At 55.8% G+C, this 14,717-nt stretch carries 12 protein-coding genes; 10 read left to right on the forward strand and 2 right to left on the reverse strand.

Going from position 1 to position 14,717, the window contains the following annotated elements; translation table 11 throughout:
* The 6 genes from PKO02S_RS09765 to PKO02S_RS09790 all read left to right on the forward strand — a co-directional run.
* Positions 1–1,312 (forward strand): ATP-dependent helicase C-terminal domain-containing protein (locus PKO02S_RS09765; protein ID WP_281280418.1); only part of this gene is annotated, 1,312 nt, incomplete at its 5' end.
* A gap of 483 nt (positions 1,313–1,795) precedes the next feature.
* A complete protein-coding gene (locus tag PKO02S_RS09770; protein ID WP_127581834.1) occupies positions 1,796–3,205 on the forward strand; it encodes an extracellular solute-binding protein in 1,410 nt (469 codons plus the stop codon).
* A 241-nt stretch (positions 3,206–3,446) separates the two neighbouring features.
* Complete coding sequence (locus PKO02S_RS09775; protein WP_127581837.1) at positions 3,447–4,439, forward strand: hydroxyacid dehydrogenase; 993 nt, start codon at positions 3,447–3,449, stop codon at positions 4,437–4,439.
* A gap of 117 nt (positions 4,440–4,556) precedes the next feature.
* Complete coding sequence (locus PKO02S_RS09780; protein ID WP_164821373.1) at positions 4,557–6,179, forward strand: type 2 periplasmic-binding domain-containing protein; 1,623 nt, start codon at positions 4,557–4,559, stop codon at positions 6,177–6,179.
* 212 nt (positions 6,180–6,391) lie between these two features.
* Entirely contained in the window at positions 6,392–7,324 is a 933-nt protein-coding gene (locus PKO02S_RS09785; protein ID WP_127581843.1) for a manganese-dependent inorganic pyrophosphatase, read from the forward strand.
* Between the two features lie 191 nt (positions 7,325–7,515).
* On the forward strand, positions 7,516–8,757 hold the full coding sequence (locus tag PKO02S_RS09790) for an aminopeptidase (protein ID WP_127581846.1): 1,242 nt from the start codon (positions 7,516–7,518) through the stop codon (positions 8,755–8,757).
* A gap of 60 nt (positions 8,758–8,817) precedes the next feature.
* On the opposite strand, the gene dapA is transcribed toward PKO02S_RS09790, so the two are convergent.
* The gene (gene dapA / locus PKO02S_RS09795; RefSeq protein ID WP_127581849.1) at positions 8,818–9,693 is read right to left on the reverse strand and encodes a 4-hydroxy-tetrahydrodipicolinate synthase; all 876 of its coding nucleotides are present in this window, start codon (positions 9,691–9,693) and stop codon (positions 8,818–8,820) included.
* Between the two features lie 136 nt (positions 9,694–9,829).
* On the opposite strand from dapA, the gene PKO02S_RS09800 reads away from it, so the two are divergent.
* Together PKO02S_RS09800 and PKO02S_RS09805 are read left to right on the forward strand one after the other, a co-directional pair.
* Complete coding sequence (locus tag PKO02S_RS09800; RefSeq protein WP_127581852.1) at positions 9,830–10,732, forward strand: LysR family transcriptional regulator; 903 nt, start codon at positions 9,830–9,832, stop codon at positions 10,730–10,732.
* 51 nt (positions 10,733–10,783) lie between these two features.
* Positions 10,784–11,938 (forward strand): ATP-binding protein, encoded by a 1,155-nt coding sequence (locus PKO02S_RS09805; protein ID WP_127581855.1) that lies wholly within the window; start codon positions 10,784–10,786, stop codon positions 11,936–11,938.
* A 4-nt stretch (positions 11,939–11,942) separates the two neighbouring features.
* Here the strand turns inward: PKO02S_RS09805 and PKO02S_RS09810 are convergent, their stop codons facing one another.
* Positions 11,943–12,194 carry a DUF3951 domain-containing protein gene (locus tag PKO02S_RS09810; RefSeq protein ID WP_127581858.1) on the reverse strand — a complete coding sequence of 84 codons (252 nt, stop codon included), beginning with the start codon at positions 12,192–12,194 and terminating at the stop codon, positions 11,943–11,945.
* Between the two features lie 95 nt (positions 12,195–12,289).
* Between PKO02S_RS09810 and PKO02S_RS09815 the strand changes: the two genes are divergently transcribed.
* Positions 12,290–13,108: a Cof-type HAD-IIB family hydrolase gene (locus PKO02S_RS09815; RefSeq protein ID WP_127581861.1), complete on the forward strand. Its 819-nt coding sequence runs from the start codon at positions 12,290–12,292 to the stop codon at positions 13,106–13,108.
* A complete protein-coding gene (locus PKO02S_RS09820) occupies positions 13,101–14,651 on the forward strand; it encodes a glyoxalase superfamily protein (protein WP_307720017.1) in 1,551 nt (516 codons plus the stop codon). The genes PKO02S_RS09815 and PKO02S_RS09820 overlap by 8 nt, the downstream gene beginning before the upstream one ends.
* The last annotated feature ends 66 nt before the right edge of the window (positions 14,652–14,717 follow it).

The following is a 14,717-nucleotide window of genomic DNA, read 5'->3' on the forward strand; positions in this document are numbered from 1 at the left end:
CGGATCAAGCATAAGCAACGGTGCGGGTACGAGTGCTGGAGCAGGGAGCAGCGGTGGCACAAGCACTAGCAGTCGCAGCGGCGCGTATGAGAGCACTGGCATACGCAGTAGCGGTGGCATGGGCCGCGACCCAAGTGCGGGCGGAGCCCATCCCGGAGATGCTGGCGTCTGGCGCCGCATCGCTGAGGAGGCCGCCCGCTGGGCGCGGGCTCTTGCCGTCGATGCCGGCGCGCCTGGCGCTGCACCTCGGGCGGCAAGAGCTCCTGCGCCGGCCGGCAGCCGCTCGGCTGTTCAGCGCGCCTCAGACACGCCCGCGCTTGGTGCCGCGACCGTGCCGCGCGGCGGCGAGCTCGCCGCCTGCGGGCTGCTGCTCGCCTTCGCCTACCCCGACCGCATCGCGCAGCGCCGGCCTGATGGCCGGTACTTGCTGCGGGGTGGTCGTGGCGCCACCTTCGGCGATAGCGAGCCGCTCTCCAAGAGCGAATACATCGTCTGCGCGGAGCTCGACGATCTCGGCCGCGACGGTCGCATCGACCTGGCCTCCTCGCTGGAGCTTGGCGACCTGCTCCAGCATTTCGCCGGCGACATCCAAGTCGAAGAGACGGTGGAGTGGGATCGCGAGCCGCAGACGGTTAAGTCGCGCCGCCGCGAGCTTCTAGGTGCGATCGTGCTGAAGGATGTCCCGTCCGCCAAGCCGAACCCGGAGCTCGTCACGCAGGCTCTGCTGCGCGGCATCGCGAGCGAAGGGCTGGACATGCTGCCATGGACGAGAAACGCGCGACAGCTTCAGGAGCGCCTCGTCTTCCTGCATCGACTGAACGCTGTATTGCCGGACTACACCGATGAGGCGCTTCTCGCGAGTTTGGCCGAATGGCTCGGCCCGCATCTGCACGGCATGCGCTGCCGTGCAGACTTGCAGCGGCTGCCGCTGGCCGGCATCCTGCATGATGCGCTGCCGTGGGAACGGCGGCGCGAAATGGACGAGCAGGCGCCGACGCATTTCGTCGTTCCGAGCGGCTCGAAGCTGCCGATCGATTACAGCGATGCGGCAGCTCCGGCCGTGGCGGTTCGCCTGCAGGAGATGTTCGGCTTGCAGGAAACCCCTCGGCTCGGATGGGGCCGGGTGCCGCTAACACTGCATCTGTTGTCCCCTGCAAGCAGGCCGGTCCAGGTGACGCGCGACTTGGCCAGCTTTTGGCGGGAAACGTACTTCGAGGTCAAGAAAGACCTGAAAGGTCGCTACCCCAAACATTACTGGCCTGACGATCCGCTTACCGCAACCGCTACGCATCGCGTTCGACCGCGTCCATAGACGGTTTCAGAGCCCTACTAGCTTACGGCTTTTATGAAAAAGCGTATATAATCGCTCGGTTTAGCTGGTTCGGTACGAACTTTATACGAAAGATCATACGAAATCGCTCGTGATACATAGAATCGGGCGATTTTTGCATGAAATTTCGTGCAAATATGCCCGGAATAACGGGTTGGAAACCAAACTATGTGCAAAAATCGTACAAAATCGTTTCGACTAGCTGGACCATTGCGATTCATGTATGAAAAGTCGTACAATCTCGCTCGTAGGAGTTACTGAGGATAGCCGCAGGAGCGGCATAAAGCTGCAAGCCGCAATCAGCGTTCATATGGTGCAATTCCTATTCAACTAGAGTTAGATATACATCAATTTTCCGCGATTTCGTGCAAAAAAGAGTGCGGAATCTTGTCGACATCCCGGAATTGGTGTAAGCTGAGGGTCATAGAGAGTCAGGGCGGTACCCTGAAGAAAGGTTGATCTTGCATGACGGACAGACCTAGCCGAGCTACTTTCCACGACCGGTTGGACGAGATGGTAAGCGTATTGCGCGATGAGATCATGACGGGAAAGCGGCAGGCAGGCGAGTTTCTTGCTTCCGAGAGGCTGCTAGGCAAACAGTTCCGGATCAGCAACAAGTCCGTTCGGGACGCCTTGGCGACGCTGCAAGCCGAAGGGCTAATCGAGAAAATTCCGAAGGTCGGCTCCCGGGTGGCAAGCTTGCCGGACGAGAAAGCGATCCGTATCCGGTTCGCCTATCATAGCACGATCGTAAACGAAGCCGATTTGGCGCATTTGATCTCGATGTTTCATTTGCAATATCCGCAAATACGCGTGCAGTCCTTGCCTTTGATGTCCCGGCAATACGACCAGATTTCTCAAATATTAGAATCCGACGTGATCGATGTGTTGACGGTCAACCTGGACGATTTCAATAAACTGGTGGAGGAAGGGATCGTCGATCTGTTCGAGACCTTGTCGCCTAATCAGGATATTTATCCGTATTTGACGCGCGGTTTTGTTCACGAGGACGAACTGAAGGCGCAGCCGTTCATTTTCTCGCCGGTCATGCTGTGCTACAACAAAGCGCATTTTCAACAAACGCGTGTTCCGGAGCCTGATAGCAGCTGGACCTGGGACGATTTGCTGGAGCATGCTAAAGCGCTTGCTATTCCGGGTGAACGTTTTGGTTTTTATACTCACCTGCAGTCACGCAATCGTTGGCCGGTATTTTTCCTGCAAAGCGGAATGAAATTCCCGAAATCCGGCGGTCAGGTGGATTGGGTGGACAGTCCTTGGCTGGAGGCCGCGCGCATTTGCCGCAGGTTGCTGACCGAGCAAGGGCTAGTCCCGATCTTCGACCGCGAGGAGGATGCGGAGGAGCTGTTTAAGCAAGAAAAAGCTTCGGTCATCATGACGACCTATTTCAGGCTGAACGATCTCAAGAAGGTCGGTTTCGAATACGACGTGGCGCCGCTGCCATACTCAGGTAACTCCAAAACGATGCTATTGACAATCGGACTGGCTCAGATGTCCAGCTCGAAATACAAGGAAGCTTCACGGACATTCCTGAAATTTCTTCAATCCGAGGCGGCGCAGCTGACGATCCGGACGCGAACGCTAAGTATCCCCGCCCTGAAGCCGGCGGCGGAGTGGAGCGGCAAGGAGACGATGTATCGGCCGTCGCGCTTCCAGATGCATCGGGAGATCGTGCCGACGTTCGGTAAAATGCGAGACTTGGACATCCCGAACGGGCAATCGCTTTTATTGCTGCAGGAATGCAAGTATTACTGGTCGGGGCTGTACTCGGAAGAAGTGTTAGTCAGGAAGCTGCAGCAGCTCGTAGAGAGTTACTACGGAAGCAGAGACAACCAAACCATTGAAGATGCGGATTAAGGCGCGATAAATTACAAATGAATACAAGCAAGAGCCTGTTTTCAAGGATATATCATCCTTGAAAACAGGCTCTTTTTGTTGTGCTGCCTACGTTTGCAAATAGTCTGACTCATATTCATTATTTTAGTGAGTCAGTAATAAGTTACAGTCAAAATTTTTTCATTGACATCACGGCGTTTTAGTCGTTTAATGGAGTTGTTAAGAGTTAGATGTGAGTCAATGAAGAAGGAGTGGAAGCCAAATGCCTCGAATAGCTCTGCTGGCCAGTCATAATGTTGCTTCCGGCATCTTTTTGCCTAAGCATCTGGAGAAGCTGCGTTCTCTCGGAGAGCTTGTAGTGAATCCGGACACCGTTCGCCCGACCAAGGAGCGAATGATTGAGCTGATTCAAGGGGCGGAGATCGCCATCACGTCTTGGGGATGTTCGTTTATCGATGAAGATGCGCTTCGACAGGCTCCGGACTTGAAGATGGTTGCTCATGCCGCCGGCTCGGTAAAACCGATCATATCCGATGCGCTGATCGAACGCGGAATTCGTGTGAGCAGCGCGAATGACGCATTAGGCGTAGGAGTTGCCGAAACGGCGCTTGGACTCACCATCGCAGCCGTGAAGCGCATGTGGCCGCTTTCTCAGAGCACGCGCAAGGGCGGCTGGGAATATGGGAAAGATAAGATTCGCGAGATGTATGAACTGAAGATCGGCGTAGTAGGTGCCGGTCGTGCGGGGCGCCACTACATTCGGCTGCTGCAGCAATTCGACGTTGATGTTCTGTTGTACGATCCGATTGTAAGCGCTGCAGAAGCGGCGAGCATCGGGACGGTCAAGGTGGAGCTCGATCAATTGCTGGCCGAATCGGATGTGATCTCGATCCATGCGCCATCCATTCCGGAGACATTCCACATGTTCAACGCCACCGCTTTCAAGATGATGAAAGACGATTGCGTGTTGATCAACACCGCGCGAGGCACTCTCATCAACGAGCCGGACTTGTGCGAGGAGCTGGCCAAAGGCCGATTCACCGCTTGTCTCGATGTGACCGAGCCTGAGCCGCCAATGCCTGACCATCCGTTCCGAAAGCTAGACAATTGCATTCTGATCCCGCATATTGCCGGCGCCGTCAACAACGGACTTCACCGACTCGGCAAGTTTTCCACGGATGAAGTGGCCCGTTATTTGAGCCGTCAACCGCTTGAGGGAGAAGTCGACCTTGGTTCGCTGCATGTCATTGCCTAAGTGAACTACGGTAAGGAGGTGGATCGCCGCTCGCCCTCGTCTGTCAGTTAATGGAGCTTGATTCTCGTATGTGCAGGTCTTATTCTTGCGAAAATGGAACGAAAAGGGAGGATCACAATGAAAGCGCTTAAAGTAGTCAGCACCGTGATGATTGCCAGCCTCGTGCTCGCCGCCTGTTCTTCCGGCGACAATTCGAATTCCAATTCGAATTCCGGCGCCTCGAGTTCCCCTACGGGCAGCGCAACCCCGGCCAAAAAAGAGAAAATCAGCCTGCGCTGGTTCGTCACCGCACCTGCTAACGCCAACCTGCCGTCGGCGGACAAAGATTTTATGAAGAAGATGATTGACGAGAAATTCAATGTCGATCTGAAAATCGAATACATGCCGCTTGGCGCCGATTACAACAACAAGCTGAACGTCATTCTTACGAGCGGCGATATTCCGGACATGTTCCTTGCTGACGGCGCGGCGAGCCAAAAATATGCGGTTGACGGATTGCTGGCGGATCAGAGCACGCTTGTCACGCAGCAAACGATGCCGAACTATTTCAAATGGATCAGCCAAGACACCATGAACAACTACCAGCTGCAAGGCATCAAGCACGCACGGTCGCCGATCCCGTTCCCTAAGCAAACATACGGTTCCTTCTATGTTCGCCAAGATTGGCTGGATAAGCTGAACCTTAAAGCGCCTAAATCGTACGACGAATTGCTCAATGTCATGCGAGCGTTCACAAACAATGACCCTGACGGCAACGGTAAAAAAGATACGTACGGCTTCTCCGCCTCTGCTGCCGGTGGACGCATTCCGCTCGATTTCCCGCAATGGATTCAAAACGGACTAGTCGGGGACTTCATGCTGAGCGGCAAGACGTTCGTTGAAACCCAAACCGATCCGAAGCTGCAAAACGTGATCCAGGGCATAGTCGATATGGGCAAGGAAGGCATCCTCGATCCGGACTGGTTCGTCAACAAGTCGCCACAGCATCTGGATAAGGCTTCTCAGAACAAAATCGGCGTCTTCTGGTCGACGGACAAAAACATAGCGATGGACTCGCAGCCAACCAGCGTGCAAGCGAAAACGAAGCTGATCGATCCGAAAGCGAACTGGCAGCCGATCTTCCCGTTCGAAGGGCAGCCGTATGGCTGGAAGCAAGGCACCGCCGGCGGCGCGGCTCCGTTCCTGTTCGGCAAGTCCGTGGCGGATAAAAAGCCGGAGAACATCAAACGCTCCATCGAAATTCTCGACTGGCTCGCTAGCCAGGAAGGCTACATCCTGACTCATTATGGTCAAGAAGGCAAGCATTTTAAGAAAGAAGGCAACAAAATTACGATCGACCCGGCCGCATACGATGCCGACATCACGAAAAACGGCGACTGGCTGAGCGTCTACCGGTTCTTCACGAACCTGGATGAGCCGTCCGTGGTTGGCTTGGAAGTGATCGATCCGCGCATGACCGACCGCGATCGCGCCGTGCTCAAGTTCGTCGAGTCGATTCCGAAGCACGCAGGCGAGCCGGTCACGCTGGCACCGCCGCAAGGCATGAATATCGCCGACTTCCGCAAAGAAATGGCCCGTCTGCAAAACGTCGCCCTGTTCGACGACAAGAGCGGCGCCAACTGGCCGAAGTACCGCGAAGAGCTGATGAGCAAATTCAGCGGCAAACAAATTTTCCAAGGCTACGTAGATCAGATCAATGCTGTTCTGCCGGCCGACAAGAAGATGGATCCGTTCAAGTAACAAATAGCGCGACACTCGTCTGATTAAGGCGGGCAGAGGCCGGGATAGGGCAGATCCCGGCTTTTTGCTTTGTTCACTTCATTGTCAAAAAGAATACTAGGTAAAGGGATTGGAATAACCGGAAATTGCGTTTATAATCGTTTCTAAGCGTGTTATTTTTAGGTATAATGAGTAGGTTGAAACGATACGATACCAGTTGAAGGAGAATCAGAATGGGAAAAGTACTTATTTTCGGTCACAAAAATCCGGACACCGACACGATCACCTCGGCAATTGCTTACGCTAACTTGAAAACGAAGCTCGGTGTTGACGCAGAGCCAGTACGCTTGGGTACAGTCAGCGGCGAAACGCAATTCGTGCTCGATACATTCGGTGTTGCCGCTCCTCGCTTAGTAGAAACAGTAGCCGGCGAAACGAACAGCGTCATCCTCGTCGACCACAACGAACGTCAACAAAGCGTGAGCGACATCGATCAAGTGCGTGTGCTGGAAGTCATCGATCACCATCGGATCGCCAACTTCGAGACCGCTCACCCGCTGTACTATCGCGCGGAGCCGGTAGGCTGCACCGCCACGATTTTGAACAAGCTGTACAAAGAGAACAACGTGGCGATCGACAAAGCGACTGCAGGATTGATGGTGTCCGCCATCGTGTCCGATACGCTGCTGCTGAAGTCCCCAACTTGCACTGAGCAAGACGTCGCCGCCGCTCGCGAGCTTGCAGAAATCGCAGGCGTGAACCTGGAGAGCTATGGTCTCGATATGCTGAAGGCAGGCGCTAACCTGACCGACAAAACGATCGCTCAGCTGATCTCGCTGGATGCTAAAGAGTTCACCATGGGCTCCTACAAAGTTGAGATTGCTCAAGTGAACGCGGTTGACGTGAACGATGTGCTGAGCCGTCAAGCCGAGCTGGAAGACGCGCTGAACTCGATCATCGCGTCCAAGGCCCTGGATCTGTTCCTGTTCGTCGTGACCGACATTTTGAACAACGACTCGGTCGGCGTCGCACTGGGCGGCAAAACCCAAGCGGTCGAGCAAGCTTACGGCGGCACGCTGGAGAACAACCGGATCCTGCTCAAAGGCGTCGTTTCGCGCAAATCGCAGATCGTGCCTGTTCTTACGGATACTTTCAACAAGCTGTAAGAGCTTGAACCAAGCTGTCGGACTTCGATCCGGCGGCTTTTTTATTAACTGATAAGTTTTTGTGATGCTGGGAGTGTGCTTTTGGCTTTTCTGATCCGAGATAGGGCATCCTAGGGAATGGTTTACATTTGGCACGGGAGCCCCTATACTTGCCGTGTACGATTACGATGTCCTTAGTAGGAGGTAAAACGATGAACACCGATTCGATGGATCACAACTTGAGCAAATATGCGGAGCTCGCGGTACGGGTAGGTGTCAATCTGCAGAAAGGCCAGACGTTGGTCGTGAACGCGCCGATTCAGGCGGTGGAGCTCGTACGCAAGATTGCGAAGATCGCTTACGAGATCGGAGCGAAAAATGTGCATGTCGAGTGGAACGACGACGATCTGACCGCTCTCAAATACAAGCTGGCGCCGGACGAGGCGTTCACGGAGTACCCGATGTGGAGAGCGCAGGGGATGGAGCAGTGGAGCTCGACGGGCGAAGGCGCGTTCCTGACGATTTTGTCGCCGAATCCCGATTTGCTGAAGGACATCGACCCGAAGCGGGTGGCGACGGCGACGAAGACGGCTTCGACGGCTCTGCAGAAGCACCGCGCCAACAGCATGAGCTACCGTGCGCGCTGGTGTTTGATCAGTGTGGCGAACGAAGCGTGGGCGGCCAAGGTGTTCCCGAGCTTGCCGCTGGAGGAAGCGGTGGAGCAGCTGTGGGCGTTTGTCTTCAAAGCGACGCGCGTCGACCTGGGCGATCCGATCCAAGCGTGGAACGACCATAACGACGAGCTGCACCGCAAGGTGAATTACCTGAATGCCAAGCAGTACCGGAAGCTGATCTATACGGCGCCTGGCACGAATCTGACGATCGGACTGCCGGATAAGCACGTATGGCTCGGCGGCTCCAAGCCGGCGCAGGACGAAGTGCCGTTCAACCCGAACATGCCGACGGAGGAAGTGTTCACGATGCCGCACAAGGACGAGATCGACGGCGTCGTTCGCAGCACGAAGCCGCTCAACTACGGCGGTACGGTGATCGACAACTTCTCGCTCACGTTCGAGAAGGGCCGGGTGACCGGGATGACGGCGGAGCAAGGAGAGGAAACGCTGCAGCATTTGCTGGATACGGACGAAGGCGCTCGGCGTCTGGGGGAAGTGGCGCTTGTGCCGTTCCATTCGCCGATCTCGGACTCGAATCTCATTTTCTTCAACACGCTGTTCGACGAGAACGCGTCCAATCACTTGGCGCTCGGTCAGGCGTATCCGACGAATATTGAAGGCGGCACCGGCATGAGCAAGGAGGAGCTGGCGGAGCACGGCGTGAACACGAGCTTGACGCATGTCGACTTCATGGTCGGTTCGGCGGAGATGGATATCGACGGTGTGACGGCCGACGGCCGGAACGAGCCGATTTTCCGGAACGGCAATTGGGCGTTCTAATTTCGGGTCAAATACTAGAAGCCTCAGGTTTGGCAATTGCCAAGCTTGAGGCTTTTTGTACTATACATAAGCTCTCAGCTCCTGTCGCAACGACTCCGTAATCTCCGTCATCGGCAGCCTCAAGCTGCCGGAATCCAGCATTCCCTGCCGCGCCAACAACCACTTGAGCGGAGCCGGATTCGGCTCCTGGAAGAGCAACCGAATGAGAGGCACCAGCTCGTCGAATACGGCTTTCGCTTCAATTGCCTGACCTGAACGGACTTGAGCAAACATCTCGACGAAACGTTCCGTCCGCACACTGGAAGAAGCGAGCATCCCTCCACTCGCGCCGACGCACAATGCGGCAAAGAAGTAGAAATCTTCGCCACACAAAATCGGCTTCGATTCCGTCCGACTCAGCTCGATCACATTGCTCAACCCGCCCGAGCTGTCTTTTAGCCCGATAACCCCCGGGATCGCCAGGATGTTTCGCAGCGTATCCACACTAAGCGAGACACCCGTCCGGTACGGGATGTCGTAGGCAATAACCGGCAGGCCGGTTTCGGCTGCCAGGCGGAAGTGCTCCACGATCCCTGCCGCGGAGGGGCGGCTGTAATACGGCACGACGACGAGCGCAGCATCGGCGCCAAGCTTAAGCGCCTGCTCGGTTCGCCGTACTGTACCGATCGTATCGTTCGTCCCAGTCCCCACCACCACAGGGATGCGTCGACCAAGCGCGTCCAAAACCTCGACCGTTGCAGAGTACAATCGTTCGACTTCCTCCCAAGCCAAAGTCGGCGATTCACCCGTCGTCCCTGCTACTACTATTCCGTGAATGCCTTGCTCCACCAAACGCTCGACATAGCGGCGATACGATCTCAAATCCAGCTCCCCGCTAGTAGTGAAGGGGGTCACGACCGGTGTATACACCCCTTGTAATGTGGCTGCCGTCAACATAAGCCAACAACTCCTCTCCGAATATCCACTATTTGAGCTTACTATACCATGGACGTTTTGATCGGAGTTATCTATACTTCTTGATACATGCTATCGATAAATCCGATAATCGGACCATACGGGGAGGCTTTTACAAATGGACATGACCACCTTCCAAACGTTCAGGGAAGTCATTCGTTGCCAGAGCTATACGAAAGCAGCCGAGCAGCTGGGTTATGCCCAATCCAGCGTCACGGCGCAAATCCAGAAGCTGGAGCAAGCTTACGGGGTACCGCTGTTCGAAAGGCATGCCCGGGGTATGAGGCTGACGGCGGCAGGGGAGACGCTTTGGGAGCTGGTGCGGCCGATGCTCGAGCTGTATCAGGAGTCGAAGGAGAAGGTGGGAAAGCAGACAACGGGCCCCATGTCGGTCGGGACGATTGAATCGTTGGCCGCTTTCTATTTGCCTCCCTATTTGCAAACTTGGCAATCCCATTTTCCGGACAAACGCCTGTCGCTATACCCGGTACAAGAATCGCTGCTAGTGGAAAAGGTGAGAGAGGGGGAATTCGATTTTGGAATTTGGCTTGATCAAGAACAGACTCCCGAACATCCGTCTCTGGACAGCGTTACGCTGCGTAAGGAAGAGCTCTTGCTCATCGCCGCCCCTGAGCATCCGCTCAGCAGCCAAGCCATTGTCGAGTTGAACGATTTGGCTGGCGAAAGGTTTATTTTTCCCGAGGAAACATGCCTGTACCGAACCCGCTTCGTGAGGTTGCTTAGAGATCATGGCATTTCTTATGAAGTTGCTTTCGAATTGGGAAGCTTAGAGGCGATCAAACAATGTGTACGCTTCAACCTAGGCTTGGCGGTAATGCCGCGGATTGCGGTTAACGATGAGCTCCGTCAGGGCAAATTAGTCGATTTGGCCTTTGCGCACCCCGACCTGGACTTTTCGATCCGACTGCTTTATCACAAGAAAAAATGGCTGTCGCGATCTCATCATTTTTTTATCGAACTGTTGACCAAAGGTTCCCAATCCTCTGCTCCTATGATATAATGTAATTACGTAATACGATATTACGTAATTAATCAAAAGGAGATGAACGGAATGACGCATACATCTCGCGACTACGGAGCTGAAATCGATCAACTGCATCATAAATTGGAGGAGCTGACTTCGCTTGTTCAGCGGCTAGTCAACGACCAGATACCTCAGGACAAAGCAACCTTCAAACCAACGGCAGCCATTCAAGCTTTGCCGGTATCGGAAGCGACAGTATTAGAAAGTCACGATAAGGAACCGATCGGTGCGATCTACTATTCCGGCCACCTGATGGGAACGGCCCACCGCATGCAATGGGAGCCGCAAGAACGCGGGATCGAGCAGCTGCTCGGCATCAATGGGGAGAAAGCGGCTAAAGTGCTGGCCGCTCTGGGTCACAAGCAAAGGCTGGATCTATTGAAAGAAGTGTTGAAGGAGCCAATGACCGGGGTGGAGCTCGTGGAACGTCTTCAAATGGGTACGACAGGGCAGCTGTATCATCATCTGAAAGCTTTGACCGGATCCGACCTGCTCGAGCAAGAAGAAAGAGGGGGGCGTTACGTCGTGCCTAGAGCCCGCATGCTGCCTCTGTTGTTGCTGCTGGCTTCGGTAGGCGATGTGCTGGATACGAGCGATTACATCGACATGACGCTAGTGCGCAATCAGCCAGTCGACTATTTGGGCGATTCCGCGGTTGCGGAAGGCTATGATGCGCATGTACTGCTCTGGGCGGTGCTGGAAAATACGATTCTCGAGCATCGGGCCGGGTTTTGCAGCGAGGTGAGCATTTTTATCCACGAGGACGGAGGCATCACGGTTGCCGACAATGGACGAGGGATACCGGTCAAGGTACTTCCGCAGACGGAGAAGCCGATCGTTCAATCGGTGATGACCGATCTGCAGCGGCTAGGGAGCGGGTATGTTGCGCCGGGGGCGGAGAAAGGGATCAGCATCGCGGTCGTGAACGCCTTATCCCAACTGTTGACCGTGGAAATTCGCCGCGAGGGCAAACAATATCGACAGCAATACCGGGGCGGCATCCCGCTCACAGGCGTCCAAATTGTCGGAGCTGCTTCAGAGACCGGCACATCCGTCACGTTAACGCCTAACCGCGATATTTTCACACGCCCGGTGAGTCGAAATGTTGTCGAGCTGCGCCGAAGCGAACTGCAGACGCTTTATCCGGAGCTGAAAGTAACGATCGAGAACGGTAGCTGCTGAAGGCTTACTCCGGCAGGCGGTACCGCATACGCTTCGGCTGACTGTTCTTGCCATTGCCGTCGCCTTGGTCGTCGTCCTCCTCTTTTGCTTCTTTCTCTTCATGAAACTCGACTGGCGATTGCCCCATGATCGCATCGAAGGGCGTATAGCTGCTGTCCGGCACTTTGTTCGTGAACAACAGCTTGACGAAGATGTACACAACCAACCCGACAATCGGGACAATCAAGGCCAACATCAAATACAGGGCGATGTCCATCTTGGGCGTCTCCTTTTCGCTTTTATATTCCGATTTAAGCTTCCTTTGTTATAATAGAACAGTCGATAGAGAAAGAAAAGGATGGAGAGTGGAGCATGATCAAGCTGGCGGTTTTTGATGTGGACGGAACGCTTCGGGATCGGGAGTACATGCCCGATTCGACAAGAGCGGCTCTGCAGCGTCTGAGAGAGCGAGGAATTGCGCTGGCGCTCTGCACCGGGCGAAGCGAGCATGAGATGGCGTCGCTTCGCGAGGAGCTCGGCATCGACTGGGCCGTCACCTGCAACGGTAGCCATGTGGGCTACCGAGGGAAGACGGTGCTCGGCAGCGCGTTTGCCGCAGAGACGGTTAAGCAATGGCTGACGGAGGCGGAGGCGAAGGATCATGGGCTGGTCCTGTACGGCTCGGAGCGTATGCTGACGAACCGCCCCGATTCGCCGTGGTTCCGCCAGGCGCAGCGGGAAATCGGTTTCATGGAGCCTGATCCGATCGCAAGCCCGGAGCACCCGGTCCCGGACATTTATCAATGCATCGTCTTCTGCGACGAACAGGAGGAAACCGGCTATTTGAGCGTACCGCTTGCATCCCCTGATACGGTTCAAGCTTATTATACGCATCGTTGGCGCCCGTGGGCGATCGACATCAACCCGGCGGGGATGAACAAAGCGGTAGGGCTTCGGCGACTGCTCGACCATCTCGGCCTGCGTGCGGAAGAAGTGGCGGCGTTCGGCGACGGGCTGAACGATCTGGAGATGATTTCTTCCGTCGGCAGCGGCATCGCGATGGGCAATGCGATCGAGGAGCTGAAGGCTAGAGCGGCATTCGTGACGAAAACGATGCATGAAGACGGCATCGCCTATGCCGTCGATCAGTTCGTTTTACCCCAACTCGAGAAGAGGGATGTTCGTGCCTAATTTATTGCAACGGGCCGCTTCAGCCGCCGCCTCCTGCGAGTGCGGCCATCATAAGCCGGTTACACTCGAGACGATTGTTGTGGAGCGCGGCGCGCTGCAACGTGTGCCGGTGTATTTGGCTGCGCAACACCATACTAGTGTGGCGGTCGTTGCGGATGCGAACACGTACGAAGCATCCGCCGAGAAGCTGATGCATCTGCTGGCGGAGCAAGGCATCCACGCGCAGCTCGTGCTCGTGAAGCCGAATGAGCAAGGCGATGTAGTGGCCGATGAGGCGGCGTTGGTGCAAGTCATGATCGAGGTGCCGCATCTCGCCGTGAGCGCTTTGCTCGCGGTCGGCGCAGGCACGATTCACGACTTGGTGCGTTATGCCGCGTTCAAGATGGGCAAGTCGTTTATTTCCGTCCCGACAGCGGCTTCCGTGGACGGCTTCAATTCCGTCGGCGCTCCGCTCATCCTCCGCGGCCATAAGACGACGCTGCCGGCGATCGCGCCGATCGCCCTGTTCGCCGACCTGGATGTTTTGATGGCGGCGCCTAAGCGCCTAACGGCGGCAGGGTTCGGAGACATGCTTGGCAAGTGCACGTCGCTGTTCGACTGGCAGTTCGCCCACCGTGCGGCCGGCGAGCCCTACTGCCCTGCGGTTGCGCAACTCACCCAGGAAGCCCTCGACAGCTGTCTTCGGGATGTGGAGGAGATCGCCTCGGGCAGCGAGCAGGGGCTGCGCACGCTGATGGAGGCGCTTATCCAATCCGGCCTCGCCATGATGCTGTTCGGCCAGTCGCACTCGGCGTCCGGCTCCGAACATCATCTATCGCATTACTGGGAGATGGAATATTTGCGTCTTGGCCGCAAGCAGCTGCTGCACGGCGCCAAGGTCGGGGTTGCCAGCGCGGAGATCGCGTGGCTGTACCGCAGCATCTCTCGTCCGGCGGACTGGCCGGAGATGGACGAGCTGGTCGAGTGGCTGCCGACGCCGGAGCAGCTCCGGGAATGGCTCGCCGGTGCCGGCGGACCGACGACGCCTCAGGAGATCGGCATCGACGAAGAACTGCTCAAGCGCAGCTTGCGCGAGGCGCATCGCGTGCGCAATCGCTATACGATGCTTAGAGCGTACAACGAATCAAGAGCCGCTGAGCCAATCGTTGCCGACAGCTCACATCCGACAACGCCGGCAGCCCCTGATTGGAATGGCGTGATCCCGATTCTCCGCAGCTTTGACGAGAGCAAAGCCAGAGCGTTCTACGTGGACTTCCTCGGCATGCAAGTCGACTTCGAGCACCGGTTCGAGCCGAGCCTGCCGCTCTACATGCAAGTGTCGCTCGGCGAGGTGAAGCTGCACTTGTCGGAGCATCACGGCGATTGTACGCCGGGCTCGGCGGTGCGCATCGAAATGAAAGGGATCGCACAATATCATGCTTCCTTGCTTGCGAAGCACTACGGCAACGCGCGTCCCGGACTAAGCAAGACTCCATGGGGCTCCAAGGAGATGAGCATTCAGGATCCGTTCGGCAATCGCGTCATTTTGTACGAATGGCTGTAAGGCTGTCAGGTATTGTAGCGGATTTTCGAATTAACAAGTTTGCAGCAACGCGTTACTGGCGCTAAA

Origin of the sequence: Paenibacillus koleovorans NBRC 103111 (assembly GCF_004000845.1) — a bacterium.
Classification (GTDB): domain Bacteria; phylum Bacillota; class Bacilli; order Paenibacillales; family NBRC-103111; genus Paenibacillus_AA; species Paenibacillus_AA koleovorans.